Genomic DNA, 15,528 nt, shown 5'->3' with positions numbered 1-15,528 from the left:
ATTTAAATATAAGGACATGTTTAACTTCTCATGCTGGACTTACTCCGTCTACTGATTGACTGTCGTGTAATCTTCCGCGTTAAGAGTTCAGCGCAGCCAAAATGCCATCCATCATCTCTTCCGTTAATCTGCCGCCGCTCATCGTGAGCAGTTGTCGAAGAGGCATAGCGCGTACGAAAGATTCAATCATGTGGCGCACGGTAGCGTCCAATTCACCCACTTGGTCGAAGCCGAACGGTAGGTATTGCTTCAATTGATTCATGAATTCCAATCCTCCAGGGAACTCCGCCAGCTCCTCGATTGTCGTATTCAACGTAGCAAGCTTCCGGATTATAGTTGTCGAATTCACCTGAATGTTCTGCTGAAAGACAATATCTTGTGACGACTTTCCAATCAGAATTTCAAATTCGCCGGATTCAACATGCCAGTCCGCAATCTCCACGTTATAGTAGGCGAAGGAACGTTTATCCAGCACAAAAGTAATCGTCTTCTCCTCGCCTGGTTCCAAACTGACTTTATCGAACCCCTTCAGTTCTTTAATAGGACGTGTCATGCTGCTCGCGACATCTCTTACGTAGAGCTGCACAATCTCTTTGCCCACTCGCGTTCCAATGTTCTTGACTTTCACAGATACCCGAACCGTCTCCGTATCGTCGATTTCCCGCTTATCCAGAAGCAGATCGGAATATTCGAATGTCGTATAGCTTAGCCCGTGGCCGAACGGGAACAATGGTCGGACGCTTTTCGTGTCATAATAACGGTACCCCACGAAAATTCCCTCACGGTATTCTACGCGGTCGCCGTCTCCTGGGAAGAACAAGTAGGAAGGGTTATCGCATAAGCGCTCCGGAAATGTCTCCGCCAGTTTGCCACAAGGGTTCGCATCGCCGAAAAGCAGATCGGCAATCGCTCCGCCTACCGCCTGTCCGCCGAGGTAAGCTTCCAAAATCCCCTTTACCCGGCTAACCCACGGCATCTCGACGGGGGCGCCGTTACACAGGACAACGATGACCCGGTTTTGCACGGACGCAAGCGAATCGATCAACAGGTTCTGGTTGTCAGGCAAGCGGAGATCCTTGCGGTCGAATCCTTCCGACTCGTAGCGCTCCGGAACTCCGGCAAATACGATTATCACATCTGCATCCCGAGCTATTGTCAACGCTTCTTCTAACTGCTGCGGGTCTGCGGCGTCGCTTTCCAGATCATAGCCCTGAGCGTACATAATTTCCGCGCCCAAACCTGCTGATTTCACCATTTCCTCGAAAGCATTCTCCAGCCTAGTCGGCTTAATATGAGAGCTACCGCCGCCTTGATAACGAATCGTCTTGGCCAGTGCCCCAATGACAGCGATCTTGCTCGACTTCGGGAGCGGCAGCAGATCGTCCTCGTTTTTCAGCAGCACCATGCTCTCTCTTGCAGCTTCCCTCGCCAATTGGTGGTGCGCTTCCGTGTCGTAGGATGCTCCGAACTTTTTGTTGTCCGCCGCTTTGAATATAACAGTCAGGAGACGTTCAACAGCCGCATCCAACTGCTGCTCGGACAGCTCGCCGTTTCGAACGGCATCGACGATTTTCCGATCCCCAAGGCCGCTGCTGGAGGGCATCTCCAGTTCAAGGCCTGCTGCAAGTGCGTCTACCCGCTTGTTGACCGCCCCCCAATCGGACATGACAAAACCTTCATGCCCCCATTCGTTCTTCAGAATGTCGGTCAGCAAATATTCGTTCTCGGAAGCGTAATCCCCGTTTACTTTGTTGTAGGAACACATGACGGTCCATGGCTGGCTTTGCTTCACTGCGCCTTCGAAACTGGCTAGATAAATTTCCCGAAGCGTGCGTTCATCTATGATCGCGTCGATTGTCAGCCGGCGGTGCTCCTGATTGTTAGCAGCGAAATGCTTCAGCGCGGTGCCGACCCCTTGGCTTTGTACCCCATTAATATGGTGCGTCGCCAGTTCGGAGGATAAATACGGATCTTCCGAGAAATATTCGAAATTTCGTCCGCCGAGTGGAGACCGTTTGATATTGACGCCGGGACCGAGTAGAATGGCAACATCCTCAGCTTGACATTCTTCACCTAGTGCGATTCCAACTTTATCCATCAATTCTCGATCCCACGATGCAGCTCGCCCTACCGCTGAAGGGTAGCATGTAGCAGGAATACTCTCAAACATGTTATCCGGCTTTTGCTTACGCAGCCCGTGAGGGCCATCCGTCATCATGATCGCCGGTATGCCGAGACGTTCAACGGCTTTCGTGCGCCAGGCATCTAATCCCGAACATAGTCCAGCTTTCTCCTCTAACGTCAATTCTTTCATTAATACTTTGATATCTCTTTTCATGGGATCACCTTTCTTGGGCTAGGCGTTATTGAATATGGTTTATTTTCGCCCACTCATCCAGCTGTTTTTGTTTTTCCGCGATGACTTTGTCAATGCCTGCCGATTTCAATTTGGCGATAAACTCCGGAAGCGTCTTGTCAGGATCTAATGTCCCCGTATTCAATCCGTTCAAGTATTGCTTCTTAATGTTTTCAAGAGACGTATATTCCGTTTTCACAGCCTCGGGGTTAAAGTTAAACCCAAGCGCTTTGGATTTCGTCGAGTTTGTATTGAACTGAGCGGTGGTTTTCCAGATGTCCGGGGCATTCCCGTTAAAGACATATGACAAGAATTGGTTCCCCATCATAAAGTCCCAATTCGGTGCATATCCGATGTTCTTGGTGTCAACGCCCGCAGCGAAGTCGATGACGTTATCGGCCACTTTCTGATAGTGCTTGCCTTCGATTCCCCAATCGAACAAATTCACGAGATCTTTATCCGAATAGAGCATGTTCAGGAGCATCATGGCCCGCTCCGGATTTTTGGAATTTTGGGGGATCGCCCACATAATACTGGTAACATCGGTGGTGGTGGAAACAGGTGGCTTGATTTCCACCGATACCATCGCGGTACCTGCAGTTATTGATTGTTGAGCATCGTAACCAGGCTTCATATTGGTGATATAACCGAACGCCTTTCCCGCCTTGACCAACTGGTTGCCGGTAATTTGATTCGTCGCGGCATCCTTCAGAATGTATCCTTCTTTGTACCATCTTCTAAGCGTTTTCAAGAGTTCCGCATATTCCGGCGTTTCGTAATAATTGGTTACCTTCAAGGAATTGTAGTCCATCAGAACACCGTAATCGTCCCCAAGCGAATCGCGATTATTATAGCCAAGCAGCATCCCATAATCACCGCCTACTGCAGGCACGATCGGTGCCAAGTCCGGCTCGTTGTCCTTGATCGTCTTCAAAACCTTCTCAACGTCAGCCAATGTTTTGATCGCAGCAATGTCAATTTTGTACTTATCGACCAAGTCTTTTCTCATCATAAATCCAGTATTGGTGGCAAAGTTCCGAATCGAAGGAATCCCGTACACCTTGCCTTTTACTCTCGGCGCGTTCAGGTAAGCCGGCTCCAATGCGCTTTGAATCCCCTTGCCATACTTTCCGATCAAATCGTCAAGCGGCGTCAACTGACCCTTCAGTGCTTGGGCCGCATATGCGGGGGCACCAATAGTGACCATCAGATCGAGCTTCTCCCCAGAGCTCAGCATCAGATTCATCTGCTGCTGCCAGTTACTGAATGGAACGACCATGATTTTTACGGTTGTATTGACTTTTGCTTGGGTGATTTTATTAATTTCTTTCTGAACCAGCGCCAAATCCTTGGGCTCTGCCAACGCGCTGGGAGCCGCGATGACAATCTCGTAAGGTTCTCTTATTACGTCATTCACGGCACCAGGGCTTGAGGAAACTTCGGAAGAGCTTGCTCCACCCTTGTCCGATGAATCGCCGCTGCCATTGCTCGAACTGCAAGCGGAAAGCAACATGAACACCATCGCGAGCGAAATCATACCCGCCATACTACGTTTCATTCTTGTCATCTTGTTACCCCCTTGAACTAGGATTACTTACATCACTTATGTTATCTCATCTGTGAAACGACTCTCTAACAATATCGAGACTATTTCTTATCACTTTTCCGACTATTGATTTCTCTCGCTACTCCCCGAATTTTTGCCGATACTCATTGGGATTTAAACCCGTTTGCTTCCTGAACACCTTGGAAAAGTAAGCAAAATAGGTAAAGCCAACCTCCAATGCGATCTGGCCGATCGACATCCCCGTCTTCGCCAGCAGTTCTTTGGCCAGCTTGATCCTCTCCTGCAGCAGATAATCCATGATAGAGATTCCCGTTTCCTTCTTGAATACCCTCGACAAATAATCGGGGTTCAGGAACGCATGATTCGCGATCTCTTCCCTGGATAACTCGCTCTCGCTCAAATGCTCCGCAATATACTGCTTGACAGCCTCCACCATGGCAGCCGCATGTTCCATAACGGCCGTACCGGATACGACCTTGGCAATGGTATGCTGGATCCAAACCATCATATCCTTGACGGAACAGCTCGCGTTGCGGGACATCTCCATCGAAGAGGGGTCGCACAATACTTGATGGGCAGGCGTTCCTTTGGAATGAAGAACAAAATAAACCATTTGCAGGAAGTTTTGATGAAACTCCTGCAACAGCTTAGCATCGATTTCACCGCTAGCGATGAGATGGCTGAAATAAGCGTCCACATCATGGGCGACTTTGTTTCCATTTCCTTGTTTCAGATACAAGGACCAGTTGCTCATATCTGGCAAGGAAACCGATATGGCTACTGGAGGCGCGGCGCCGGTTAACAGGAAGACTTTATTTTCGAAAGCAACGTTATTTTTCTCAAAGCGTTTTAATTGTTCCAGCCCTACCTGCAACTGCTGCGGTTTGGTCTGATTACCGATATAACAGGACAATTCACAATAAAAGAAACTCCGGCAGGAATCAATATACGCCTCGCAGTTTCGCTGCAAAGCTTCCATATCATCGCTTTCTTCGCAAGGCAGAATAATGAGGATCGCTCCCCGATCGATCGTTAAAATTTGCCCGCTCATTCCTTTGCCCGCGATCAATTCCTCGGCTGAATTTTTAAGCGCATATTCCATGATTTTCTCTTCCCGCAGCGTCAATTCCTTTTGCCAGCGGTGGATACTGACAAGTATAGGCACGAACAGCATGCTCTCCGTCACTGGTAGATTCCGTTCGGTCAAGACGCTTTGGATGGCGCTAGACTCCGATGGAATCACTTGGTACAACAAATCAAGCCAGAATCTCTCCAGCACAACCGGATGATGATAAGCCCACAATTTCCGAATCTGGTTCGTTTCACTGATTTGGTTCACTTTCCCTTGCGCTTTCCGGACCACTTGCTCCAATTCTTCGTCCGACGCAGGCTTCAGTAAATAATCGAGGCAGCCGAGCTGTATCGCTTGCTTGGCATACGTAAAATCCGCATGACTCGTTAGAAAAATCGTCTCCAAATTCGGGCAGTAGCTTCTCACCCACTCCAGCAGCTCCAGTCCGCTTCCTTGCGGCATTTCGATATCGCAAAGCATAATATCAACCCGATGCGCAAGCAAAATTTCTTTCGCTTGTCGAATATTATAGGCAGAGTGGATGGACGAGATATGTAGGCTTTCAAGGTTCATACTAGCCATCAGGCCTTTGACCACATGGATTTCATCATCGACAATCAGCATGCTGTACATGGTTGTTGTCCTCCCAGCTTCTAAGTTTCGGCCGTATTTAGGGGCAGCCACATCTTCACTACCGCGCCGGTCGGCGTCGCGTTCGAGAACTCGATCTGTGCTCGATCCTGATACAGCAGGTTCAACCTCCGTTGGACATTCCAGATGCCGAGATGCTCACCCTGTTCGTTCGTTAAACGACTTCCTTGCCTGATAGCTTCCAGAACGGAATCGGGAAACCCTCGCCCCGAATCCTGAATGACGATCTGAATGCATGGCTCCAACCCTTGCTCTACGATATCGATCGAAATGGCAATGCGGGTAGGCTCGTCCAACGTAACGGAATGCTTGATCGTATTTTCGACAAACGTTTGGATAATGAGCGGCGGCACAAGGACATTAAGTACATAGGGAGGAATGGAACATTCGCTGGAAAGACTGTCCATAAATCTCAATTCCTGAATACGAAGGTAGTTCTTCGTATGCTCGATCTCATCTTGAATGTGAACAAACTTCATCGTGCTCTTGAACATAAAACGAAAATGCTTGATCAAACATTGCGACATTTCCAGAATTAGTTCATAGTCCTTCACTTTGGCCAAACTATAGATGATATTTAGCGAATTCAGGAAAAAATGCGGATTGATCTGAAGCTGCAGCGCCTGTAGCTCCTCCCTTTGTTTGCTGATCTGTTCTTCGTACACGTCGTTTTTCAACCCTTGAATCTGCCCCATCATGTTGTTGAACGTGGCATGGACGTATTCAAATTCAATCGACGAGGGAGAGGGTTCGACTCGAGCGCTCAGATTACCAGTGTGTATTCTTCTCATCGCCGCCATTAAGCGGCTAAGGGGCAGCAAAATAATTTTCCTGAGGAAAAACAACCCCAGAGGAATGAAGATAAGGGTAATAAAAGGGATCATCGTTGCAAGACGTTGAAAATAAGGAAGCTTCTCCAAAATTTCATCGTCGGGAATCAAGGAAACCAGACTGAAGTTTCCCTTATCGGACTGTTCCCCGACTACCAGTACCTTTTTCTTGTCGCCGGAGATCTTGTACCCACTCGCGCCGATCACAAGATCAAGATGGTTTCCTTCAAGAAGGGAAGAATCCGTCATAGCCGTGCCATCCCTCGTCGCCAGTAACATCCCGCCGCTTGCGCCGAAACGGATCTCCTTCAAAGGTGCGATTCCATTGCTGGCCCTAACCCAAGCGCCGAAATATAGGCCACCTGACTTAACCGTGTGGAACAAATAATACACATTGCCGATCCGCCGTGTTTCCCAGCTGTTGGAATAAAACCCGTTAATGTCAGGGGTTGCCTTCAGACGATCTTGAATATCTTGCTGAATGTTCATTGTTTCATCATAATAAGCGCTCTGGCTGCTTTGCACTTGCAAAAAATTGTCCCACTTGGGGGATAGGACGAAAAATCCATTGATGGATTTGTACATGATAATATCGTCGTTCAGCTTTCGATACAGTGCAATCTTTGCCTTATAATAGTCTTCTTCCGTTTCGGCCTTGTCCATCGCGAACAATTCCATCCCCGTGCCCGCCATATTATTGATATACTTGTCCACATCCTCCAAACCGGAATCCATGCTCTTCATATACAGGTTCATCATATTGCTGTACGATTCCGCTACCTGATTGCGGACAACGCTAACGGCATAGGCGTTGCTATAAATAAGAATGACAATTAAAGGAACAGTCAGGATCAAAACGCCGCTGATGAGCTTGACACGAATTGAACGAAAGGATAATTTGCCTGTAGCCGATATCATAGTACTCCCGCCTCTTCTTTGTAGCATGCTTACTCCTTCATTTATAACAAGAATCTTGTCAAATAAAGAAAGCCCCAACGCAGACGAGGCGGTGAGGCTGGCGCAATCCAGGATTACCCTTTGACTGCTCCAATGGCGATTCCTTTGACAAAGTATTTTTGGAAGAACGGATACGCTACCAAGATCGGAATGACCCCCAAGACGGCAATCGCCATCTTCATCGCTGCAGTCGGAGCCAAGGCAGCTTCGCTCGCGGGACCGGACCCAAAATTATTTGAAGCCAAAAATTGTGAGTCCGATAAAATCCTGTTGAGTAGGTTCTGAATGCCATACAACTTGGAGTCTGTTAAATAAATGGTCCCATTCGTCCAATCGTTCCAGTATAGAAGCGTTTGCAGCAGGCCCGTCGTCGCCATGATCGGCATCGAGAGCGGCAGGACGAACGACCAATAAATTCGCCATTCGCCGGCACCGTCCATATTCGCTGACTCGATGACAGGCATCGGGATGGACGTCTGAAAGAACGTTCTCATGAGCATAACCGAAAAACCGTTCATCAATATACCTGGGATAATGAGCGCCAATATCGTATTTTTCAAATCGAAAATCTGCGTATAAACGAGGTAGGTGGGCACGAGCCCGCCATGGAAAAGCAAGGTCACGAATATGCATAACGCAATCGCGTTGCGTGCCGGAAAATCCGCTCGCGAAATCGGATAGGCCAGCAAGGACGTGATGAGCAAGCTGATAGTCGTTCCCATGACCGTCACAAAAACTGTAACTCCGTACGCCCGACCGATAGACGATCCACCGCTGAATAAGTAGGTATATGCCTCGGTACTGAACACTTTCGGTAAAAAGGAATAGCCGTTTTGCAAAATTTCTTTCTCATCCGTAAACGATGAAGATATCAACAGAACAAAGGGGATGATGCATGCTGCCGCAAGTAAAACAAACATTAGATGGCCGAACCACTGCCATGCGCGATTTTCCGTAATCATTTGATCTCCTCCTTCTTGCTAAAACAAAGCATTGTCTTTGCTGAGCTTACGGACGATCATGTTCGCACTGATAACAAGCACGAAACCTACGACCGATTGGTAAGCGCCGGCGGCAGCCGACATCCCGATATCCCCGGTCCCCAACAGCCCACGAAACACGTAAGTGTCGATAACATTGGTCGTATCATAGAGCGAACCGGAATTCATGGGAACTTGGTAAAACAAGCCGAAGTCGGAATAAAAAATGCGACCGATAGACATGAATGTAAGCATGATAATAACCGGCATAATAAGAGGAATAGTGATTAACCGGATTTGTTGCCATTTGCTTGCACCGTCCAATTTTGCCGCTTCGTAATACTCCTCGTCTATTCCGATGATCGAAGCGTAGTAAACGACAACGGAAAAACCGATTCCTTTCCACATATGCACCAAAGTCAGAATGAACGGCCAATACTTCGGCTCGAAATACCAGTTAACTTCATCCAATCCGAGCGCCGGCAGCACTGTTTTGTTCATAAAACCGGTATCCAGGCTTAGCCCCGCATAGACCAAATAACTGATGATAATGATCGAAATCAAATGCGGCAGCAAAATCACGCTTTGATAAAAACGGGCGAAAAACTTATTTTTGATCTCGTTCAGCAGTACAGCGAAGAAGATCGGCAACGCGGTACCGAGAACAATCCATGATCCGTTGTATAGAATCGTATTCCGCGTAATCACAAAAGCATCGGATGTTTTGAACAAATACTCAAAATTTTTAAATCCAACCCAGTCGCTTGCCCAAAATCCTTTCGTAAAGTTAATATCTTTGAAAGCGATGGTGATTCCGAGCATCGGGAGGTAGTTATTAAAAAATAAATACGTTAAACCCGGAAGTGTCATCAGAATAAGCGGTACATATTTGCGCCATTTAGTTCGTTTTTTTACTGGTACATTTGTAAGTGAAATCTTTCCAGATAGTTGTGCCACATGTATTTCTTCCCTTCATCCTGTTATACCAATCATCCTACCTCAAAGCGATATTCCGCTTCTAACAGAATTCCGACTTTTCATTAATGATTCTCTGACTTTATAGCGTTAACCCGCCGTCAATCGCAATAATCGATCCCGTCATGTAACTGGATTTATCGGAAGCCAGGAACACAACCATTTCCGCCATTTCGTCAGGCTCGGCAAATCGTCCCATTCGCATGTTTGATAACTCTTCCGGAATGTAGCCAGTTTCCATCATCATCGTTGAAACAGATTTCGTTAAGCTTGTATCTACGCCTCCCGGACAGATCGCGTTGACGCGAACTCCCCGTTTCACGTACTCCAGCGCCGCCGCTTTCGTCAATCCGATTACAGCATGCTTACTCGCGGTATATGCCGCAATGCTGTGTTCTGGCCGAATTCCCGCTGTAGAAGCCGTGTTTATTATAGAGCCATATCCCTGTTTTTCCATAACCTTGATAACATGCTTCAACCCTAGAAAAACACCTTTCACATTAACACTCATGACGCGGTCATACTCAGCTTCTTCAATGTCCGTCAGCATAGAAAATTTCTGAATGACCCCAGCGTTGTTAAAGAATGCATCTATACCTCCATACGTTTCGACGGCCAGATTGACGTACCGTTCGACGTCTTCGTTCCTCGATACGTCGGCTTGAACGAAGATACCCTCCCCGCCTTGTGCACGGATAATGGCAATCGTCTCTTCCCCCGTTGATCGATTAAAGTCGACGGCAACGATCCTAAAGCCCGCTTGCACTAATTTTAAGCATGACGCACGACCGATTCCGCTTCCTGCTCCGGTTACGACGACAGTTTGTTCCCGTTCCGAATTACCATTAACTCCCATTTTCATTGCCTCCTATGAAATATTATTGTTGAACAAGTCACCTTCCACATCAGTTTTCAGCGTGGATTTCGATGTGTTAGCAATCATGTTATTTCAAAACTGCATGCTGTCTCTAACAAAATACCGACTTTTTGATAATGCTTTTCTGACTTTTAATCCGTCTACAACCCTTACATGAATCAAAAACGAGTCTATAATCGCATGAAAGTCGGAAAAGTGACAATGAGAAGTCGGAAATAGCTTAGAACATTGGCCGAGTATACAATACAATAAATTCGAATTACCCAAGGAATTGCCGTTCAGGCACATAATAATGAGAATATACGCAAGGCGCCAAGAAGCAGAAATTTTACTGGAGGGGATATTATTTGCGCACGATTATGGTCATGTTTGATACGTTAACCCGTCATTTGTTGCCGCCTTATGGAGGAAATTGGGTGCATGCGCCGAATTTCACGAGGCTTGCGGAGCGTACCGTTGTATTCGACAACAGCTATGTGGGCAGCATGCCGTGCATGCCAGCGCGCCGGGAGCTGCACACAGGGCGCTACAACTTCCTTCATCGCAGTTGGGGGCCGGTAGAGCCGTTCGACGACTCCATGCCGGAGCTTCTGAAAAAACAAGGCGTACACACCCATTTGGTCACCGATCATCAGCATTATTGGGAGGACGGCGGCGCCACCTATCATAACCGGTACAGCACATATGAGCTCATTCGCGGTCAAGAAGGCGACCTATGGAAAGGGCATGTGAAAGGTCCGGAACTTGAACAAAAGGTACCCCTGGAAATGATGAAACCATCGCGCCGCCAAGATCAAATCAATCGCGAATATATTGCTCGGGATAAGGAAGAGGAGTTCCCGCAAGCCCAAACGTTCACGAGAGGCATGGAATTTATCCGGAAGAACGCAGAAGAAGATCGCTGGTTCCTTCAGATCGAAACGTTTGATCCTCATGAACCGTTCTATGCACCTCAGAAGTATAGGGATCTGTATCCCCACGTCTACAGCGGTGGAACATTGGATTGGCCTCTCTATGGACCTGTCAGGGAAACGCCGGAGGAGATCACCCACTTACGCTTTGAGTATGCTGCTCTTCTGAGCATGTGTGACGCTTATCTTGGCAAAGTGCTTGATTTGATGGACGAGCTCGATATGTGGAAGGATACGATGCTGATCGTCAATACCGATCATGGCTTTCTTCTGGGCGAACACGATTATTGGGCAAAATCCTCCATGCCGTGGTACAACGAGATTGCCCATACCCCGCTGTTTATATGGGATCCGAGAAGCGGAAAGAAAGCCGAACGTCGAAACAGCCTGGTGCAGATGGTCGATATTGCCCCGACGCTGCTTGACTTTTTCAGTCTGCCGCTGCCATCTGGCATGACCGGCCGTCCTCTCCGGGAAACCATTGAGACGGACAAACCGGTGCGTGAAGCTGCTCTGTTCGGCACCCACGGCGGACATGTGAACTGCACCGATGGGCGATACGTATATATGAGGGGCCCGGTACATCCCGACAACGGTCCGCTGAACGAGTACACGCTCATGCCGTCCCATATGAAAAATATGTTTACTCCCGGGGAATTGCAAAACATTGAATTGCATAAGCCGTTCACCTTCACGAAGAGCTGCCGTACATTGCAAATTCCTGTAGGATTCCAATGGATGAATCCTTATCAATATGGAACTAAGTTGTTTGACCTAGAAAGCGATCCAACACAGTACGACGAACTTCATGATCCGGCAACCGAGCTTCGTTTCATTCGCATCATTGCGGAGTTGATGATCGCGAACGATGCGCCGCCCGAGCAATTCGTCCGTTTGGGCATACCGGAAGACGGAATCATGAACGAGGCAAGCCTTGCGCAGCAGAAAGCGACCATATTGGAGCATGCCAAAGTGGACCTTCTGCAAGACGTGGAGTGGACGCGCGGTGCGCAAAATCAGTGGCGCAGGCTGCTTGCCGTGATGCCAGCGGCTGCAAGAACGCATCTGATGCAAGGCTTCGAGCAGTTTGCTAAGGGCATGGGAGTCAAGCAAGTGAACCATGACGTCATCCTGACATTCGCCGAGCATGCATTGCCGCCGGAGCAAAAAGAATTAGTAAGAAGCTTATTGCTCCTAGCTAGTCGAACGAATTAGCGTCTATATCCGGACACATAGTCCCGAAGTAACTGCGCGTATTTGGGTGGCTTGAGATGTTGGCTTAACAGCCAGTTAGCGCTATTTCTTTTTGTCGGTAATGTAACAAGAATCTTATAAATCAAATGAAGATCCAACCCAAACTCAATTTTTGTGAAATCAGGCTGCGACAGACTATCAAGCTTATGTTTTTCACCAAATGGTTGTATAAGACTTAAGGTACTTAAGGTATGACACCTATGCAAGTCCGTATGAAAAGACAGCCCTGAACTTTGGTTCAGGGTTGCTTTTTCATGTAGTAATGTTTTTGTTTTCCGATATCAATCTTAATTTTAGTATAGTTTTACTAAAAAAACCGCCCGTCTGCGATTCAATTTCCTTACCTCTTCGCCTTATAAAATTCATGATACAGTTTCATCAGCGCCCGCTTCTCAATACGCGACATATAGGACCTGCTAATGCCCAGCTCCTTCTCAATCTCCCGCTGCGTTCGCTCTTCCCCACCTAATTCAAGTCCAAACCCACCAACCACAACTTCTTTCTCCCGCTCATCCAATATCTCCAAATTCTTATTTATCGTCGATTTCTTTATACTGAGCTGTACAGCATCTACCACATCGTCCGCCTCGCTGCCGAGGATGCCAATCAGCGTAATCTCACTTCCTTCTTTGTCCGTTCCAATGGGATCATGCAGGGACACGTCTTTGCGCGTTTTCTTCAAGGAGCGCAAATGCATCAGAATCTCGTTCTCGATATAACTAGCGGCGAAAGTTCCCACTAGGAGGGCAGCTCTGTCATACCTGACCGTTTTTATTTACTCATATATTAAAAATCTACATCTTCCGGCAAAGTCTTCTTTAACGACGCTTCATCGATATTGTCGTTACCGAACGCTAAAATAGCCCTCAACGGCATATATCTCATCATCGCTTTCATCATGTCCTCATGCGTGTCTTCTGTCTCCAAACCAGACAGGATGGGAGTTTTTTTGACTCTTCTTAATGAACTCGAGTAAAGCGCTGGTGTTTGAGGATCATCGAACAGAATCACCTATCGTTGTAATCATCGTATACGTCTTCTTCAACCGAACGGTCGACTCCACTCGACATATATCCTTCAATATGATGTCCTGGGAAGACTTGCCGACGAGAATGGCGAACTCGCCAGTTTCCACATGCCAGTCCTTCAGCTCGTCGTTATAATACGCAAAAGCGCATTTGTCGAGAGTCATGGATACTTCCTTCTTCTCATACGGGTTCAGCTCCACCTTAGCGAAACCCTTAGCTTTTTCTCCGGTCGGATCACCGTACTCTCCAAGATAGATCTCTCGCAGCGTTCGCTCGTCCACAACCGCATTCGTCGACATCCGGCGGTGCTCCTGGTTGTTCACCGCAAAGTGCTTCAACGATAGCTGCCTTGATTTTGTTTGCGCAGCCCATGCGGACCATCCGTCACCATGATCGATGGAATGCCTAGCCGCTCTACACCATTCAATTGCCAAAAATTCAAGCCCGAGCATAATCCTGCTTTTTCCTCGAGCGTCATCTGCGCAGCGCTTGGTAATCTCTTTGCACTATGTGTCCTCCCTCAAAATCCTAATCTTACATACTGCTCGGCAGGGGCCGCTTCTTGCTCCATCGCTTCCCTTAACTTCTCCGCATAAAAAGCTTTCAAAGTCTCATTCTGGATGGGCTTAAGCTGATGATAGTCAGAAGCGATGTCAAACAGCAGCGACTCCTTAAGATGTAACGGGGCCCCCGGTATACTAGCCGGTATGCGGAACACAGGATACTCTGTGTAAGTCAAAAATCTCCCGTTTTCGATAGATTCCGGTGCCGCAGCGCCGAGATACCTTCGGAACATGGTCGGCATCGCCGTGTAGATGTAACTTGGATGATTATCCTCCCCAACCGGCGCACGGAAGTAAGTATAGTTTCCATCCGTCATATTCACGGTAAGTCCGAACATCCCATACAAGGCATAATCCCGCAGCGGTTCCTCCGTTCCATGAATCAATCCGAGATGTGATTTTCCCCTTACCGTCGAAGGCGTTTCAAGCCCGAAATACGATAAGATCGTCGGCATCAAATCGATATTTTGCGTCAATGCCGGAATCCTCTTCCCTTCTGCCGATGCTCCCGGTACGTGAATCATCAAGGGCAAATGGGCAATTTCATTATAAACATGCATGATGTTCTTCCCCGTCCATTCATGTTCCCCAAGCAAGAACCCGTGATCCGTCGTGAAAATAATGAGCGTATCCTCCCACAGGTTTTGCCGATCCAACACATCGAGCAGCTTACCGAGCCAGGTGTCGATCATCGTGAGATTGGCGGCGTATCGTATTCGCACATGCTCCATCGCTTCAGAATCCTCAGTCACCTTTCCATATTTCGGCCATGTGAAACGAGGACCTTCATATTGATAATCATAGAGATCCAAATAATGCTGCGGGCAATCGAATGGCTCATGCGGGTCAAATGCTTCTACCATCAGGAAGAACTGGTCGGCCTCCTGGTTTTCTTCCAGCCATCGGCATGCGCCCTGCATCGTTTGCGGACCGGGATATTGCGCTTCAGATTCCATAAATTTCTTTCGATTGAGCTCGTATTGGGGACGTGTTTGGCCGAGGATCGCTTCCGGCAGCTCTGGTGGCGTCACTCGCGAAATCCATGGATCGCTTTCTTGGCCGCGATAAAAGTCCCATGTATCGAAGGACTGACAATAATTTTCTCCACCCGTGGAAAAATAATGATAGTGATCCGTCACGATGTGTGTGAAAATTTTCTCCTCCCGAAGCTTGCTCGGAAGCGTCACGTCAAACGGCTCCAGACCGCCCCAGCCGCGTTCAAGAAAAGCGAGTCGTCCGGTCATGATATCCCTCCGGGCCGGCATACAAGGCAGGGAGCCCGCCCAATGGTTATCGAAAATGACCGACTTCTCAGCTAACCGTGAGATGTTTGGAGCTTTAACCCATGTTTGTGAATTGTAGCTTTCAAGCATATGGCGATTTAATGTATCGAGTAGTATCATAATTGCTTTCAGTAAAGTCAGCCTCGCTTTGCCATGAAATTTCGACCAAATCTCTTATGTTAGTTAGTAAAAAGCCGGCTGCGTGAAACCTCGGAATGATCCCC

11 protein-coding genes and 2 pseudogenes are annotated in these 15,528 nt (G+C 47.8%); 1 reads left to right on the top strand and 12 read right to left on the bottom strand.

The window, feature by feature from the left end; all coding sequences use genetic code 11:
* Positions 1 to 79: 79 nt before the first annotated feature.
* From ACSQ8P_RS10740 to ACSQ8P_RS10710, 7 genes are all read right to left on the bottom strand, one after another.
* Entirely contained in the window at positions 80 to 2,338 is a 2,259-nt protein-coding gene (locus tag ACSQ8P_RS10740) for a beta-glucosidase family protein (protein WP_436235162.1), read from the bottom strand.
* A 25-nt stretch (positions 2,339 to 2,363) separates the two neighbouring features.
* Entirely contained in the window at positions 2,364 to 3,923 is a 1,560-nt protein-coding gene (locus ACSQ8P_RS10735) for an ABC transporter substrate-binding protein (protein WP_436235161.1), read from the bottom strand.
* 118 nt (positions 3,924 to 4,041) lie between these two features.
* Entirely contained in the window at positions 4,042 to 5,628 is a 1,587-nt protein-coding gene (locus ACSQ8P_RS10730) for a response regulator transcription factor (protein ID WP_436235160.1), read from the bottom strand.
* 20 nt (positions 5,629 to 5,648) lie between these two features.
* The gene (locus tag ACSQ8P_RS10725) at positions 5,649 to 7,421 is read right to left on the bottom strand and encodes a sensor histidine kinase (RefSeq protein WP_436235159.1); all 1,773 of its coding nucleotides are present in this window, start codon (positions 7,419 to 7,421) and stop codon (positions 5,649 to 5,651) included.
* 86 nt (positions 7,422 to 7,507) lie between these two features.
* Complete coding sequence (locus ACSQ8P_RS10720) at positions 7,508 to 8,395, bottom strand: carbohydrate ABC transporter permease (protein WP_436235158.1); 888 nt, start codon at positions 8,393 to 8,395, stop codon at positions 7,508 to 7,510.
* Between the two features lie 18 nt (positions 8,396 to 8,413).
* Positions 8,414 to 9,283 carry an ABC transporter permease gene (locus ACSQ8P_RS10715; protein WP_436239496.1) on the bottom strand — a complete coding sequence of 290 codons (870 nt, stop codon included), beginning with the start codon at positions 9,281 to 9,283 and terminating at the stop codon, positions 8,414 to 8,416.
* A gap of 187 nt (positions 9,284 to 9,470) precedes the next feature.
* A complete protein-coding gene (locus tag ACSQ8P_RS10710) occupies positions 9,471 to 10,244 on the bottom strand; it encodes an SDR family NAD(P)-dependent oxidoreductase (RefSeq protein WP_436235157.1) in 774 nt (257 codons plus the stop codon).
* A gap of 368 nt (positions 10,245 to 10,612) precedes the next feature.
* Here ACSQ8P_RS10710 and ACSQ8P_RS10705 point away from each other — a divergent pair, with 368 nt between their 5' ends.
* Complete coding sequence (locus ACSQ8P_RS10705; RefSeq protein ID WP_436235156.1) at positions 10,613 to 12,391, top strand: sulfatase; 1,779 nt, start codon at positions 10,613 to 10,615, stop codon at positions 12,389 to 12,391.
* Positions 12,392 to 12,770: 379 nt separating this feature from the next.
* Here ACSQ8P_RS10705 and ACSQ8P_RS10700 read toward each other — a convergent pair.
* The 5 genes and pseudogenes from ACSQ8P_RS10700 to ACSQ8P_RS10680 form a co-directional block, all read right to left on the bottom strand.
* Positions 12,771 to 13,169: pseudogene (locus ACSQ8P_RS10700) on the bottom strand (sigma-70 family RNA polymerase sigma factor); the annotation flags it as partial.
* A 47-nt stretch (positions 13,170 to 13,216) separates the two neighbouring features.
* Positions 13,217 to 13,441, bottom strand: a complete 225-nt coding sequence (locus ACSQ8P_RS10695) for a hypothetical protein (protein ID WP_436235155.1) — start codon at positions 13,439 to 13,441, stop codon at positions 13,217 to 13,219.
* Positions 13,425 to 13,622 carry a fibronectin type III-like domain-contianing protein gene (locus ACSQ8P_RS10690; protein WP_436239495.1) on the bottom strand — a complete coding sequence of 66 codons (198 nt, stop codon included), beginning with the start codon at positions 13,620 to 13,622 and terminating at the stop codon, positions 13,425 to 13,427. The genes ACSQ8P_RS10695 and ACSQ8P_RS10690 overlap by 17 nt, the downstream gene beginning before the upstream one ends.
* Positions 13,623 to 13,691: 69 nt before the next feature.
* Positions 13,692 to 13,936, bottom strand: a pseudogene (locus tag ACSQ8P_RS10685) (glycosyl hydrolase); the annotation flags it as partial.
* A gap of 42 nt (positions 13,937 to 13,978) precedes the next feature.
* Positions 13,979 to 15,424 carry a sulfatase gene (locus ACSQ8P_RS10680; protein WP_436235154.1) on the bottom strand — a complete coding sequence of 482 codons (1,446 nt, stop codon included), beginning with the start codon at positions 15,422 to 15,424 and terminating at the stop codon, positions 13,979 to 13,981.
* Positions 15,425 to 15,528: the final 104 nt, after the last annotated feature.

The sequence above is a fragment of the Paenibacillus sp. LjRoot153 genome, from assembly GCF_964253085.1.
Taxonomy (GTDB): Bacteria; Bacillota; Bacilli; order Paenibacillales; family NBRC-103111; genus Paenibacillus_E.
Note: the sequence above shows the minus strand (reverse complement) of the source record. Positions and strands in the feature narration are given on the sequence as shown.